Genomic DNA, 13,697 nt, shown 5'->3' with positions numbered 1-13,697 from the left:
TGCGGGGGCGCGGGGAACGGGGATGCGGATGAGGAGCGTGCGCATCCCCTGTAAACGGGGGCTGCGGCTCCCTGTCAAGACGCAGGAGGTGTTCTGTTGTGGAATGGTTCGGCTTGACCGATAAGGGGCGCGTGCGTCCGACCAACCAGGATATTTACCAGATCGAGGTGCGCGAGCCGAGCGAGTCCGCGCTGCTTGTGGTGTGCGACGGTATGGGCGGCGCGAACGCTGGCAACGTGGCGAGCCGCTTTGCCGCGCAGGTGTTCGTGGAGGAGGTGCGGCCCCAGTTGGATGGTGAGCTGGGGGAAAAAACGCGCCAGCAGGCGTTGACCGCGGCGCTCGACGCCGCAAACGGCACGGTGTTCGCCCTGGCGGGGCGGCAGCCCGAATTCCGCGGCATGGGTACGACGCTGGTCGCGGCGCTCGTCAAAGGGGAGCAGGCGACTATCCTCAACGTGGGGGACAGCCGCGCTTACCTGTTCGACGGGGAACGGCTGCGCCAGATCACCGAGGACCATTCCTATGTGGAGGAGATGCGCCGCCAGGGCCGTATCACCGAGGCGGATGCGCGCACCCATCCGCAGAAGAACCTGATCACCCGCGCGGTCGGCGTGGAACCGGACGTTGAGGGCGACCTGTTCGAGGTGCGCTTGAAGGAGGACGAGGTTCTGCTGCTTTGCTCGGACGGGCTGAGCGGCATGGCAGAGGACGCGCAGATCGCGCAGACCATCCGCAGCGCGAAAACGCTCGCGCTGGCGGGCGACGCGCTGCTGACCCTTGCGCTGGAAGGCGGCGGCCGCGACAATATCACCGTTGCGCTGTTCACCCGCGGCGCGGGAGAGGAGGCGTGACCGCATATGGATAAATACATCGGCAAACTGCTCGGCGGCCGGTACGAAATCATCGACGTGGTCGGCGTGGGCGGAATGGCGGTCGTCTACCGCGCGCGCTGCCATGTGCTCAACCGCTATGTGGCGGTCAAGATCCTCAAGGACGAATATGCCAGGGATCCGGATATCCGCAAGCGCTTTTCCATCGAGTCGCAGGCGGTCGCCAAGCTGTCGCACCACAATATTGTGTCGGTTTATGATGTCGGCAGCGACAACGGCACGGATTATATCGTCATGGAGCTGATGGAGGGCGTCACGCTCAAGGAATACCTGCAGAAAAAAGGGTATCTGCCTTGGCAGGAGGCGTTGTTTTTCGCGCAGCAGATCTGCCGCGCGCTGGTACACGCCCATTCCCGCGGCATCATCCATCAGGATATCAAGCCGCAGAACGTTATTATCCTGCGGGACGGCACCGCCAAGCTGACCGACTTCGGCATTGCCTCCTTTGCTACAACACAGGAGACCCGCGTCGTGCAGGAGGCCATCGGCTCGGTGCATTATATCTCGCCCGAACAGGCTAAGGGTTCCAAGATCGATTACCGGACGGATATCTACTCGCTCGGCGTCGTGATGTACGAAATGCTGACGGGCAAGCTGCCGTTTGAGGGCGAAACCGCGCTGCAGGTCGTTATGCAGCACCTGAACGCGGTGCCGCTTGCGCCGAGCGAGCGGCAGCCCGACGTTCCCAAGGGGCTGGACGAAGTCGTGATGCACGCGATGTGCGCGAATATCAGCAGGCGCTATACGTCGGCCGAAGAGCTTCTGGCCGACCTGGACCGACTGAAAGACGATGCGAACGCGCAGTTCCATTACAGCTGCGTGCCAGACGAGGCGGGCGAAACGCAGGTGCTGGGCCGCGAGGTGCAGCAGGCGGCGCGCCGCACGCCGGTATCGCCTGAGCGCGATCGGACAGGCGGGCGGGATCGCCGCGCACCGGCGCCCGAGCCGGAGCCGGAAGGCTTTTTCGAACGCTTGGCGGAGCGGCCGGGGCTGGCCGCGGGCATCGCGGTGGCTGTGTTTGCGGTGATCGCGCTGCTGGTGACGGGCATCCTGCTGTTCACGGGCGGCAACGGGGAGCAGAAGATCAGCGTTCCGGCGCTTGTGGGCCGTGATATCGAGGAGATCCTGGCGGATACCGAAGTGACCGGAAACTTCACGATCAAGGAAGCGGACAAGCGCGTTGCATCCAACCGGCCGGTGGGCGAGGTGCTGGAACAGGACCCGGGTACGGGCGAAAGCGCGGTCAAGGGTACGATCATTACCGTTACCGTATCCGCGGGCGGCGATAATGTGCAGAACACCTATAAGATCGTCGATTTCAAGGATAAAACGCTCGAATATGTGCAGGCCGCGCTGGCGGAGGAGGATATCACGCTCAAGACCGCCGAGGAGCCGTCGGACGAAGTGGAAAAGGGGAAGGTCACGCGAACCGACCCTGCCGCAGGGAAGGAGCTTGCGCGGGGCGCGACGCTGACCGTCTATATCAGCACCGGCAAGGAAGAAAAGGAGACGCAGGTACCCAACCTGTTCGGCATGACGCAGAGCGCGGCGCAGAAGGCGCTGGAGGAAAAGGGTCTCGCGCTCGGCTCGGTCAGTCCGGTTGAGAGCGATGCCGCGGCCGGCACGGTCATCTGGCAGTCCGTGGAAAAGGATTCCACGGTCAGCGAGGGTACCGTGGTCAACATCCAGCTCTCCAAGGGCAGGACGCAGACGCCCGAGGGGGAGCCGGATAAGCCGGACGATAATCCGGACAGCGGCGAAACGGACAACGGAAGCGAGCCCGAGCCGCAGGAGCCGCAGGTCGGCTACGCGAGCGTTTCGGTCGCGCTGCCGGACAACACGGATATGGCGCATGTGGTCATTTCGGTGGACGGTATGGTGCAGTACGACCAGACGCATGCGACCGATTCGGGCAGCGTGACCGTCCGCGTGAAAGGCACGCCGGGGCAGCATGAGGTCACGGTCAGCGTTGACGGAAACGCATCGACCTCCACCTACACGTTCAGTTGACAAAAGGGGCGTATTTTTTGATCGAAGGGATCATTCTCAAGGGCATCGGCGGTTTCTATTATGTGGATACGGCCGAAGGGCTGATCGAGTGCAAGGCGCGCGGCCGTTTCCGCAAGACGGTCGGCAAGCCGATCATTGGCGATCGGGTTATGCTGGAAATCCAGCCGGAGGATGGTACGGGCTACCTGACCGATATCCATCCGCGCAAAAACAGCCTAGTGCGTCCAGCGGTCGCAAACCTGGACCTGCTGGCGGTGGTCGCCTCCGCGGCCCCGCCGGTGACCGACCCGTTTTTGATCGATAAGGTAACGGCGATCGCGGTCCATAAGGGGATCGGTGCGCTGGTCGTCATCAACAAAACGGACGAGGACCCGGGGGACGATTTGTTCCGCATTTACGAAAAAAGCGGGATCGAAACGTTGCGCGTCAGCGCGCTGACCGGAGAGGGCATCGACCGCCTGAAGGACCGCATCCGCGGCAGGGTAGCGGCGTTCGCCGGCAACTCCGGCGTGGGCAAGTCCAGCGTGCTCAACCGGCTGGACAGCGGCTTTGGCGCAGAGGTGGGTGCAATCTCCGACCGTATCGGCAGGGGGCGGCATACGACCCGCCATGTCGAGCTGCACCCTGTGGAGGGTGGTGGCTATATCGCGGACACGCCCGGCTTTTCCTCGTTCGAGACTGGACAGATGGATCTGGTGCTGGCCGAGGATCTGCAGTACGCGTTTCCCGAGTTCGTGCCCTATTTGGGCCAGTGCAGGTTTACCGGCTGCGCGCATGTAAAGGAAAAGGGCTGCGCGGTGTGCGCGGCGGTCCAGGCGGGGGAGATCGCGGAGAGCCGGCATGAGAGCTATGTCAAACTCTATGAGGGTGTAAAGGATCTGAAAGAATGGGAGCTTTTGAAAGGCGGCACGCGCTGATTTTCGCGGCCGCGCCGGAAACCGAATACGGCTATATCCGCGCGTTCCTGAAGGAGCATCCGGACGCGCTGATCGCCTGCGCGGACGGCGGCCTGCGTCATGCCCGCGCGCTCGGCCTGCATCCGGACTTCATGATTTCGGACTGCGACTCCATGCCGGAGGTCGAGGGGGCCGAGGTTGTGCGCCTGCGTCCGGAAAAAGACGATACGGACACGCAGGGCTGTCTGCGCGAGGTGTTCCGCCGCGGCTGCACCGAGGCGACGCTGGTCTGCGCGACTGGCGGGCGCATCGACCATATGCTCGCCAACCTATCCCTGCTGGAGGAGGCGTATGCGATGGGTGGGCGCCTGACAGTGCTGGACCGGCAGAATCAAATCGTTTTGCATGAGGGCGGCTGTCAAAAATTCAAAATGCCGCCGGAGTACGCCTATTTTTCGCTGGTGCCGCTCGACGCGGTTTTGACCGGCGTAAGTATCGAAAACGCCAAGTATCCGCTGCGCGACGCGGTCGTCACGAGGGCGGGAATGGTCACGATATCCAACGAAGCAATCGCGGACAGCTTTTCGGTAACCATTCGAGAGGGGCGCTCGCTTGTGATCTTTTCGCGCGACTGGACGCGCGTTTTGTGAAAAATTCACACCAAAACCGCCGCTAGGGGCGGTTTTTTTATCCCTTTCGTTTTTGCAATTTTTTGATAGCATACTTGCAAAATGAAAAAAGGAAGCATATAATAAGGATTGTAGAGAGAAACGGGAACAGACTTGTAAGGGAGAGTGCTGTATCGTGGCATTGAAGCCGATTTCCAAAATCGCCGCCGGCGTGCAGGCGTCCACCACGCTTGCGATTGATTCGCTGTTCAAGCAGATGAAAGCAGAGGGGAAGGACGTCGTCGGCTTCGGCGCGGGCGAGCCGGATTTCCCGACGCCCGAGCATATCAAGCAGGCGGGCATCGATGCGATCGAAAACAACTTTACCAAATATACGCCGGCCGCAGGACTGATGCAGCTCCGCGAAGCGGCGAGCTACCGCCTGAAGGCGGACTTTGGGCTGGAATACGCGCCCAGCCAGATCGTGGTCGCGTCCGGCGCGAAGCATTCGGTCTATGTGGCGCTGATGACGCTGTGCGACCCGGGCGACGAGGTCGTGATCGCGGCGCCCTACTGGGTCAGCTATTCTGAGATGGTCAAGCAGGCGGGCGCGGTGCCTGTGATTGTCGCCGCGGGCGAGGCCGAGGATTTCAAGATCACGGCGGCGCAGCTCGACGCGGCGATCACCGACCGGACCAAGGTGTTTATGCTCAATTCGCCCTGCAACCCGACCGGCATGGTCTATACGCGCGCAGAGCTGGAGGCGATCGCCGAGGTATGCTGCCGCCGCAACGTCTATGTGATCGCGGACGAGATTTACTGCAACCTGGTCTATGACGATATCGAGTTCGTATCCTTTGCTTCGCTGGGCGAGGATGTCAAGGAGCGGACCATACTGGTTAACGGCGTGTCCAAGAGCTATGCCATGACCGGCTGGCGCATTGGCTACACGGCCTCCAATCCGGAGCTGGCCCGTGTGATGGGCAATTACCTAAGCCATTCCACCTCGGCGCCCTCCACGATCTCCCAGCACGCGGCGATCGTGGCGCTGCGCGGCCCGCAGGAGGATATGCAGGCCATGAAACGCGCGTTTGAGAAGCGTCGGGATCATCTGGTCGGGCGTATGAACCGCATCGCGGGTGTTTCCTGCATCAAGCCGCAGGGCGCGTTCTATGTGATGATGAACATGAAAAGCTTCATCGGCAAGTCCATGTACGGGAAAACGATTGGGAGCGCGGAGGATTTCGCGCATCTGTTCCTGGAAAAAGGGCTGGTGGCGACCGTGCCGTGTACGGCGTTCGCGGCGCCTGGCTTTGTCCGCTGGAGCTACGCGACTTCGCTGGCCGAGATCGACAAGGGGCTGGACCGGCTGGAACAGTTCATCCAAAACGCATAATGACAGGAAAAGGGAGGACGGATGTCCTCCCTTTTGCATTATTCGAGCGGCTTGAGCAGGCGGTATTCCGTGAACGCGCCGCAGGTGTGAACCTGCTTGAGCTGGAAGCCGAAATGCAGGTAAATCGGCACATTCTCCCGTGAAAAGGTTTCGAGCGCGACTGTCTGGCAGCCCAGCGCCGCTGCGCGGGCGAGCGCGCCGTCCATCAGCTCGCGGGCGACACCTGTGCCACGGTGCGCCTTGGCGACAGCGAACTGCGCGATGTAGTACGGCCGGTTGCAATAGCGCCGGTACCAGTTCATGCTGTGTACGGCCATAACGGGTCGGCTGTTGCGTGTGAGCTGTGCGAGCAGGCGCTTGGGGATGCCGCGCAGCGCGCGGCCGCGCCGCAGCAGATAAATGATCTGCGCGAGCGGACCGAGCGGGGCGCGCCTGCACGGGTCGGTGCCGACCAGCGCGCCGGTGAGCGCACCGTCCGCAGTCTCGCAGACGAAAACATCGCCGTGTTCGAAGAAATAGTCCTGTCCGAGGCTGAGTATGGTCGGACCGACCTGGCGGGCGGTTTCCATATCCACGCCGGAAAACTGCTGCCGCAGCTCTTCCTTTTCATAAAACTGGTCGAACATCAGCGCGGCCAGCGCTGGAAGCTCGTCCTGACGGGCTTTTCTCATGTTGCACCTCCGGTTTGTGGCTGACTTGATGATAGCATGCAGGCCGTGGTCCGTCAAGCCGTGCCGCGGCGCTGTCAAATCAATGGCACGCACGGGGGATTTCTTTGTTTATTGTTACAATGTGTGCGCAAAACAAGGCGGTTTTGCTTGAAATGCGCGGGATGGGGTGATAAACTAAGAGCGGACTGTTTCAGTCCGTTCTTTTGTGTTTCCACAAAAAATGAAGATAGATCGGAAAGGACGACTGACATGAACAACGTGTACGAAAGCCCGCTTTCTTCGCGCTACGCTTCGGAGGAGATGCTGTATACCTTTTCCTCGGATATGAAGTTTTCTACCTGGCGCCGCCTGTGGGTGTCGCTGGCCAAGGCGGAGATGGCGCTCGGCCTGCCCATCACCCAAGAGCAGGTGGACGAAATGGAGGCGCATTTGACCGATATCGATTATGATACGGCCAAGGCGCGTGAGAAAGAGGTCCGCCACGACGTGATGGCGCACGTCTATACGTTCGGCAAGGCTGCGCCCAAGGCGGCGGGCATCATCCACCTCGGCGCGACGAGCGCCTATGTGGGCGATAACACGGATATCATCCAGATCCGCGCGGGCCTGCTGCTCGTGCGCAAAAAGCTGGCCGTGGTGCTGGACAAGCTGGCGCGCTTCGCGGACGCGCACAAGGCGCAGCCCACGCTGGGCTTCACCCACTTTCAGCCCGCGCAGCTCACCACGGTCGGCAAGCGCGCGACCCTGTGGATGAACGAGCTGCTGATGGATCTGGCCGAGGTTGAGTACCGCATTGAAAACCTGCGCATGCTGGGCAGCAAGGGTACGACCGGCACGCAGGCGTCCTTTATGGAGCTGTTCGACGGGGACGAGGGAAAGGTCAAGGAGCTGGAAGCGCGCATCGCGGCGGACTTCGGCTTCGCGGGTGTGGTGCCGGTTTCCGGACAGACCTACTCGCGCAAGATCGACGCGCAGACGCTGGCTACCCTGTCCGGCATCGCGCAGTCGGCGTCCAAGTTTGCCACCGACCTGCGTTTGCTGCAGCACCTCAAGGAGATTGAGGAGCCGTTCGAGGCGCACCAGATCGGCTCGTCCGCGATGCCGTACAAGCGCAATCCGATGAGGAGCGAGCGAATCTGCGCGCTGGCGCGCTATGTCATCACGGACAGCCTGAACCCCGCCTTTACCTCTGCTACCCAGTGGTTCGAGCGCACGCTCGACGATTCGGCGAACAAGCGCATCTCCGTGCCGGAGGCGTTCCTTGCGGTGGACGCGATTCTGAACATTATGATTAACGTGGTGTCCGGCCTGGTGGTATATCCCAAGGTCATCCACCAGCGCGTGATGAACGAGCTGCCCTTTATGGCGACCGAAAACATCATGATGGGCGCGGTCAAGCGCGGCGGCAACCGGCAGGAGCTGCACGAGCGCATCCGCGAGCATTCCATGGCTGCGGGCAAGCGCATCAAGGAGGAAGGGCTGGACAACGACCTGATCGACCGCATCGCCGCGGACCCGATGTTCGGCATGACGCGCGAGCAGATTATGGAGCACCTGGACCCGTCCGCGTATATCGGCCGCTGCCCGTCCCAGGTGGACGAGTTCCTCAGCGAGTGCGTCCGGCCGGCTATCGCGCCCTATCTGGACGGCGGGGACGTCACGGTGGAGATCAACCTGTAAGCGCGGTGGCCAGACACGGCAATATTGACTTTTCTGCGGTTTCGCAGTATACTAAATCAGTTGTGTAAGAAAACAAAGGAGGCTGTAAAACATTGAAAAAGAGTGTGATTTCTTTCATCGCAGTCATGCTCGTGATCGTTTTGCTCGGTCTTTGCGCGGTAATGGGCTTTACCGTTGCAGGGCGCACGATCATCCCTGCGGTGAATGATACCGAGCACGGCATCCGGCTCGGCCTCGATCTGGTGGGCGGTTCGCGCATCGTATATGAGGCGGAGCTGCCGGAGGGCTACGATACGGGCAACCTGTCCAGCGATATGGAAACGGCGCAGTCCATGATCCGTCAGCGCCTGACCAACAAGGGCTTCACCGAGGCGACTGTCGCGCTTTCGGGCGACAACCGCATCTCGGTCGAGATCCCGCAGATCACCAATCCTGAAGAAGCCGTGCAGACGTTGGGCTCGACCGCGCAGCTCGTGTTTATGGACGCGGACGGCAAGGAGTGGCTGACCGGCACAGATATCAAGCGTGCGACCGCCATGTACGGCCAGCCGACCGGCGCGGAACTGACGGACGAGCATTACGTCCAGATCGAGTTCACCGACGAGGGAACGCAGAAATTCTCCGAGGCGACCGCTTCGATCGCGGCGCGGAAAAATACGGACGGTATGAACTTCCTTGCCATCGTCATGGACGATCAGGCGATTTCCACACCGATGGTGGAGAACCAGCTGACGCAGAGTACCTGCGTGATCTCGGGAGGCAACTTCACGGCGGAAAGCGCCAAGGAGCTGGCGGACCTGATCAACGTCGGCCAGATGCCGTTCAGCCTCAAGCAGGTTGAGCTTCGCTCGGTTGGCCCGCAGCTCGGCGCGAACGCCCTGCAGACCTCGCTGCTCGCGGGCGCGATCGGCATTGTGCTGGTCTGCCTGTTCATGCTGATCGTTTACCGCATCCCGGGCCTGGTCGCCTGTCTGGCGCTCGGCTTCTATATTGTCATTGAAGCGGTCGTGTTCGGCCTGATCCGTGTCAACCTGTCCCTGCCGGGTATCGCGGGCATCATCCTGTCGATCGGCATGGCGGTCGATGCGAACGTCATTATCTTTGAACGCATCAAGGAAGAGCTGCGCGCGGGCAAGACCGTCAAGAGTGCTATCGACTCCGGCTTTAAGCGCGCGTTCACCGCGATCCTGGACTCCAACATCACCACGCTGATTGCGGCCGCGGTGCTGTTCTGGATGGGTACCGGCACAATCGTCGGCTTTGCGACCACGCTGGGTCTCGGCGTTATCATTTCCATGTTTACAGCCCTGACGGTGACCCATTTCCTGCTCAACCGCATGGTGGATTTCCATGTTCGCAGCCCCAAGGCTTACGGCGTTTAAGAAAGGAGGAGATAAATAATGAAACCCAAGTTTCCCATTCTGAAGAATTTCAAGATTTTTGGCATTATCTCCATCCTGCTGTGCGCGACCGGCTTGGTGGCTCTGATTGCGCTGCCGTTCGGCCAGAACTTCTTTAACCTGAGCATCGACTTTGCCGGCGGCACGGAGATGGAGTTCAACCTGCACAAGACGGTGGACCAGACGGTCCAGACTGAGGTGCGCGAGTTGTTTCAGGAGGTAACGGGCGTCGACCCGTCCTCGGTCACCTCGTCGGGCGACAGCAACGAAAACGTGCTGATCCGCTCTACCTCGATCGATTCGGAAAAGCGCGCGGCTGTCATCGACAAGATGGTCGAAACCTACAGCCTGGACAAAGATGGCAAAGATCTATACAACAATAACGACGTTTCCCCTTCGGTCGGCAGCGACCTACAGCGCGCGGCGTTCCTGTGCGCGGTAGTGGCGATCGTGCTGATGCTGATCTATATCACCATCCGATTTGAACTCACCAGCGGCCTGGCGGCGGTCACCTGCCTGATCCACGACCTGTTGATCATGCTGTCGGTCTATGTATGGTTCCAGATCCCGCTGGACACCGGCTTTATCGCTGCGGCGCTGACCATACTCGGCTATTCGATCAACGCGTCCATCATCGTATTCGACCGCATCCGTGAGAACCTGCGTGTGGCGCGCAAGGAGCCGTTTGAGGAGGTCGCGGAGCGCAGCGTCTGGCAGACCATGGGACGTACTATCAACACGACCCTTACCACGCTGTTCACAGTCGGCATGATCTTTGTTCTGGGCGTGCCGTCTCTCAAGCAGTTTACGCTGCCGCTGATCGTGGGCATCGTTGCGGGCGCCTGGTCGTCGATCATGCTGTCGGCAAGCTTCTGGTCGTTCTACCGCAAGCATTTCCGCAAGAAACGTATCTGAATAAAGGGAAAGAAGCGCGTACTGCGCGAAACAACGGACGGGGGTGCGGCGTGTATCCCCGTCCGGTTTTTTTGGAAAAGGAGGGACCCCCATGCGTCTGGGCATTTCGACTGCGTGCTTCTATCCGCAGCCGGTCGAGGAGATACTGCCCATCCTGGCCGGACTGGGCGTGCATGCGGTTGAGGTTTTCTTTAATACGGAGAGCGAGTTCTCGCCGCGCTTTTATGAGCAGTTGGGCGCGCAGGCGCGTCAACTGGGGCTGGATATCGTGTCTGTCCACCCCTACACCTCGCTGATGGAGGGGCTGCTCCTGTTCTCCGATTACCAGCGCCGCACAGAGGACGGGCTGATGCAGTACCAGCGCTATCTGGAATGCGCGGCGGCGCTGGGCGCGCGCTTTTTCACCTTCCACGGGGAGCGCGATATGGGGCATGCGGACGATCCGGCACGCTGGGCGCGCAAGTGCGAGGTATACCGCCGGCTGTGCGGGCTCGCAGCCTCCTGCGGCGTGACGCTCGCGCAGGAGAATGTGGCGTGGTGCCGTTCGCGCGACCCCGCATTCCTGAGCGCCCTGTACCGCGACGTTCCCGCGCTGCGGTACACGCTCGACATCAAGCAGGCGCACCGCGCCGGCCGTCACCCGAGGGAATTCATCGATGCAGTGGGGGAACGGCTGGTAAACATCCATATTAACGATTTCTCAGCCGAGCAGAGCTGCCTGCTGCCCGGGGCGGGAACGATGGATTACGCGGACTTTTTCTCACGCCTGCGCGCAGCCGGCTACAGCGGGCATGCGTTGATCGAGGTATACCGCTCGAATTTCACGGGACCGGACGATCTGGCGCGCGCCGTGAGCGTGCTTTCCCGCTTTTTGACGGTTTGACGGGGTAAATGCGCCCGCTATGGTTGACTTTTTTATACAAGGGGTGGTATAATAACCACAAATGATTCACATTTTATAGGATTGCGAGGGTGAAGCCCGATGAAATGTCCGTTTTGCGGCTATGAGGACAGCAAGGTAGTCGATTCGCGGCCGACCGACGAGGGGACGAGTATCCGCCGTCGGCGCGAATGTCTCAAATGCCTCAAGCGTTTTACCACCTACGAAACGGTCGAGCGCATGCCGCTCATGCTGGTCAAGCGGGACGGTACCCGACAGGCCTACGACCGCCAGAAGCTGTTGAACGGGCTGATGAAGGCCTGCGAAAAGCGGCCGGTTTCGCTCATGCAGCTCGAGCAGATCGTGGATAATGTGGAGCAGAAGGTGTTCGGCTCGCTCGAGAGTGAGGTATCCAGCAAGGTCATCGGAGAATTGGTCATGGAGCAGCTCCGCAAGGTGGACGAGGTGGCCTATGTGCGCTTTGCCTCGGTTTACCGCCAGTTCAAAGATATCAATACGTTCATGGAAGAGCTTAATACTTTGATTAAAGATAAATAAATATGAGGCTTTCCCCGCAAAAATACCTTCAACGTCTCACCAAAACAGTCAATCAGGATCCAAGGTACGAAAACGTGCTTGGGGTCCTTTTTATTGGGAAATGAATGATAACGGAGAAATATTTCGCTTGGGTTCAGTATGTTTCGCTGCTATAATGCTTTGCACAAAATAATCTCAGAAAAATGGCACCCGTGGAAGCGTTTTTTGCTTCTTTGGGTGCCGATTTTTTGTGCGTTTTTTTCAACAGACTACTTTGCAGCAGCCCCACTGAACTGTTTCTGCTCTATCATGCTTGAAAGTGGGAGGGGAGCATGCTATACTAAAACTAACACAGGATTGCTGGATTGAAATGAAGCAGGTATTGCCACACACCCTGTAATTCATACAGCAACCTGTGTTTTTTTGCTGCATTTTTCATTTCCAATACGCATCCTTTATATTATTTTATCATTATCTTCGATCTTGAAGGGCTTGTTGCAAGGACTTCTCAAAACGCTCCAAAAATGCGCTGCATTGCTGCTCATTAATGATTAGAGGCGGTTTCACTTTGATCACATGTGGCGAAGAGCCGCCCAACCCCATAATAACACCGTTGTGCAGTGCGTTCTCATAGATGGAGGCTGCCAGTTGTACATCGGGTTCCTTGGTTTCAGGATCACGAACCATTTCAATCCCGATATGCAGACCGGGACCACGGACATCACCCATAACCGGATATCGCTTTTGAATCTCTTTTAGGCCATGCGTTAGGAAATCCCCCATTTTTTTAGCGTTTTCCGGCACATGGTCTCGTTGCATAATCTCAATTGTTTTGAGTGATGCAGCCTGCGCCATGGGGTTGTTGCAGAATGTGAAATTATCATCTGTGCCATCCTGAAAACCTTTTAGACTCTTCTGAATGACTGTGCCGGCGATCGGGAAACCGTTGCCCATTGCTTTGCCAATTGTGAAAATATCCGGTGTGACGCCTAAATAATCCATGGCAAACATAGTGCCACAACGTCCGAAACCGGTTTGCATTTCGTCGAAAATAAGAAGTGTTCCTGTTTCATCACAGATCTCCCGCACACGTTTCATATAGCCGGGGGGACAGGGGATCTGTCCGCCGCTGCCCTGTACTGGTTCGAGAATCACGGCAGCGACAGGTCCGGAAACACCATACAAAATTGTATTGCGGAGTTCCTCTGCGCATAGGTAGTTGCATTTCCCGCACTCCTTGCCATATGGACAGCGGTAACAATAAGGATTCTGTGCCCGAACGAAATTCTGCATGAACCCAATGTACTTAATGCCGCCGCCGTAATGTCTGGGTGCTTTTGTTGCATGCCATCCGCCAGCGGAGGTGGCAAGTGTATTTCCGTGGAAGGCGTGATACAGACTGATGAAATACCGGGCTTCTGGACGGTTGATCATGGAGATTTTCATTGCCGCCTCGTTTGCAATTGAACCGCTTGGTTCAAATGAAACACGATCGAAGCAATCCGGCACCATGCTAAGAATTTTATCGACAAGTTTCAGCCTGGGAAAAGTGTTCAGTCCACCCTTCATGTGGTATAGGAATTTGGCTTGCTCAAATGCAGCTTCCATAATTTCCTGATTGCCAAAGCCCAATGCAAGCGACCATGCCTGTGATTCAAAATCAAGATATTCCTTGCCATCACGATCGTAACAGTAGACACCTTGACCACGTATGATCAGCGGACCTCTCCATGGACCACCGAACATCATATGTTCTTTTAACTGTTGTTCGGTCGCGACATCGAAACTGTTGGGAATCTGTTTCATACTTTAAC

Annotated in this window: 12 protein-coding genes; 10 read left to right on the top strand and 2 right to left on the bottom strand. The window is 58.7% G+C overall.

Annotated features, from left to right (window positions below; all coding sequences use genetic code 11):
- Nucleotides 1-98: 98 nt before the first annotated feature.
- The 5 genes from DBQ51_RS06120 to DBQ51_RS06100 all read left to right on the top strand — a co-directional run bounded on the left by DBQ51_RS06120 (nucleotide 99) and on the right by DBQ51_RS06100 (nucleotide 5,800).
- Nucleotides 99-851: a Stp1/IreP family PP2C-type Ser/Thr phosphatase gene (locus DBQ51_RS06120; RefSeq protein WP_054326674.1), complete on the top strand. Its 753-nt coding sequence runs from the start codon at nucleotides 99-101 to the stop codon at nucleotides 849-851.
- Between the two features lie 6 nt (nucleotides 852-857).
- Nucleotides 858-2,900: a Stk1 family PASTA domain-containing Ser/Thr kinase gene (pknB, locus tag DBQ51_RS06115; protein WP_107631032.1), complete on the top strand. Its 2,043-nt coding sequence runs from the start codon at nucleotides 858-860 to the stop codon at nucleotides 2,898-2,900.
- A gap of 17 nt (nucleotides 2,901-2,917) precedes the next feature.
- Nucleotides 2,918-3,817: a ribosome small subunit-dependent GTPase A gene (gene rsgA / locus DBQ51_RS06110; protein WP_242977844.1), complete on the top strand. Its 900-nt coding sequence runs from the start codon at nucleotides 2,918-2,920 to the stop codon at nucleotides 3,815-3,817.
- The gene (locus DBQ51_RS06105) at nucleotides 3,787-4,446 is read left to right on the top strand and encodes a thiamine diphosphokinase (RefSeq protein ID WP_054326676.1); all 660 of its coding nucleotides are present in this window, start codon (nucleotides 3,787-3,789) and stop codon (nucleotides 4,444-4,446) included. Before rsgA ends, DBQ51_RS06105 begins: the two co-directional genes overlap by 31 nt.
- Before the next feature lie 160 nt (nucleotides 4,447-4,606).
- Nucleotides 4,607-5,800, top strand: a complete 1,194-nt coding sequence (locus DBQ51_RS06100) for a pyridoxal phosphate-dependent aminotransferase (RefSeq protein ID WP_107632141.1) — start codon at nucleotides 4,607-4,609, stop codon at nucleotides 5,798-5,800.
- A gap of 38 nt (nucleotides 5,801-5,838) precedes the next feature.
- On the opposite strand, the gene DBQ51_RS06095 is transcribed toward DBQ51_RS06100, so the two are convergent.
- Nucleotides 5,839-6,471, bottom strand: coding sequence for a GNAT family N-acetyltransferase (locus tag DBQ51_RS06095; protein WP_054326677.1), 633 nt, complete (start codon nucleotides 6,469-6,471; stop codon nucleotides 5,839-5,841).
- Between the two features lie 249 nt (nucleotides 6,472-6,720).
- Between DBQ51_RS06095 and purB the strand changes: the two genes are divergently transcribed.
- The 5 genes from purB to nrdR all read left to right on the top strand — a co-directional run bounded on the left by purB (nucleotide 6,721) and on the right by nrdR (nucleotide 11,904).
- Complete coding sequence (gene purB / locus DBQ51_RS06090) at nucleotides 6,721-8,151, top strand: adenylosuccinate lyase (RefSeq protein WP_107631031.1); 1,431 nt, start codon at nucleotides 6,721-6,723, stop codon at nucleotides 8,149-8,151.
- Nucleotides 8,152-8,243: 92 nt separating this feature from the next.
- A complete protein-coding gene (secD, locus tag DBQ51_RS06085; RefSeq protein ID WP_054326679.1) occupies nucleotides 8,244-9,533 on the top strand; it encodes a protein translocase subunit SecD in 1,290 nt (429 codons plus the stop codon).
- Nucleotides 9,534-9,551: 18 nt separating this feature from the next.
- The gene (gene secF / locus DBQ51_RS06080) at nucleotides 9,552-10,466 is read left to right on the top strand and encodes a protein translocase subunit SecF (protein WP_054326680.1); all 915 of its coding nucleotides are present in this window, start codon (nucleotides 9,552-9,554) and stop codon (nucleotides 10,464-10,466) included.
- Between the two features lie 91 nt (nucleotides 10,467-10,557).
- Entirely contained in the window at nucleotides 10,558-11,349 is a 792-nt protein-coding gene (locus DBQ51_RS06075; protein ID WP_054326681.1) for a sugar phosphate isomerase/epimerase family protein, read from the top strand.
- A gap of 99 nt (nucleotides 11,350-11,448) precedes the next feature.
- On the top strand, nucleotides 11,449-11,904 hold the full coding sequence (gene nrdR, locus DBQ51_RS06070; RefSeq protein WP_054326682.1) for a transcriptional regulator NrdR: 456 nt from the start codon (nucleotides 11,449-11,451) through the stop codon (nucleotides 11,902-11,904).
- A 450-nt stretch (nucleotides 11,905-12,354) separates the two neighbouring features.
- Here the strand turns inward: nrdR and DBQ51_RS06065 are convergent, their stop codons facing one another.
- Nucleotides 12,355-13,689, bottom strand: coding sequence for an aspartate aminotransferase family protein (locus tag DBQ51_RS06065; RefSeq protein WP_107631030.1), 1,335 nt, complete (start codon nucleotides 13,687-13,689; stop codon nucleotides 12,355-12,357).
- Between the last annotated feature and the right edge of the window lie 8 nt (nucleotides 13,690-13,697).

The sequence above is a fragment of the Agathobaculum massiliense genome (genome assembly GCF_900291975.1).
In the GTDB taxonomy this organism is placed as follows: Bacteria; Bacillota; Clostridia; order Oscillospirales; family Butyricicoccaceae; genus Agathobaculum; species Agathobaculum ammoniilyticum.
Note: the sequence above shows the minus strand (reverse complement) of the source record. Positions and strands in the feature narration are given on the sequence as shown.

Coding starts and splice junctions, on each gene's coding strand:
- pknB (WP_107631032.1), top strand. CDS start 858: ATGGATAAATACATCGGCAAACTGCTCGGCGGCCGGTACGAAATCATC.
- DBQ51_RS06105 (WP_054326676.1), top strand. CDS start 3,787: ATGGGAGCTTTTGAAAGGCGGCACGCGCTGATTTTCGCGGCCGCGCCG.
- DBQ51_RS06095 (WP_054326677.1), bottom strand. CDS start 6,471: ATGAGAAAAGCCCGTCAGGACGAGCTTCCAGCGCTGGCCGCGCTGATG.
- purB (WP_107631031.1), top strand. CDS start 6,721: ATGAACAACGTGTACGAAAGCCCGCTTTCTTCGCGCTACGCTTCGGAG.
- secF (WP_054326680.1), top strand. CDS start 9,552: ATGAAACCCAAGTTTCCCATTCTGAAGAATTTCAAGATTTTTGGCATT.
- DBQ51_RS06075 (WP_054326681.1), top strand. CDS start 10,558: ATGCGTCTGGGCATTTCGACTGCGTGCTTCTATCCGCAGCCGGTCGAG.
- nrdR (WP_054326682.1), top strand. CDS start 11,449: ATGAAATGTCCGTTTTGCGGCTATGAGGACAGCAAGGTAGTCGATTCG.
- DBQ51_RS06065 (WP_107631030.1), bottom strand. CDS start 13,689: ATGAAACAGATTCCCAACAGTTTCGATGTCGCGACCGAACAACAGTTA.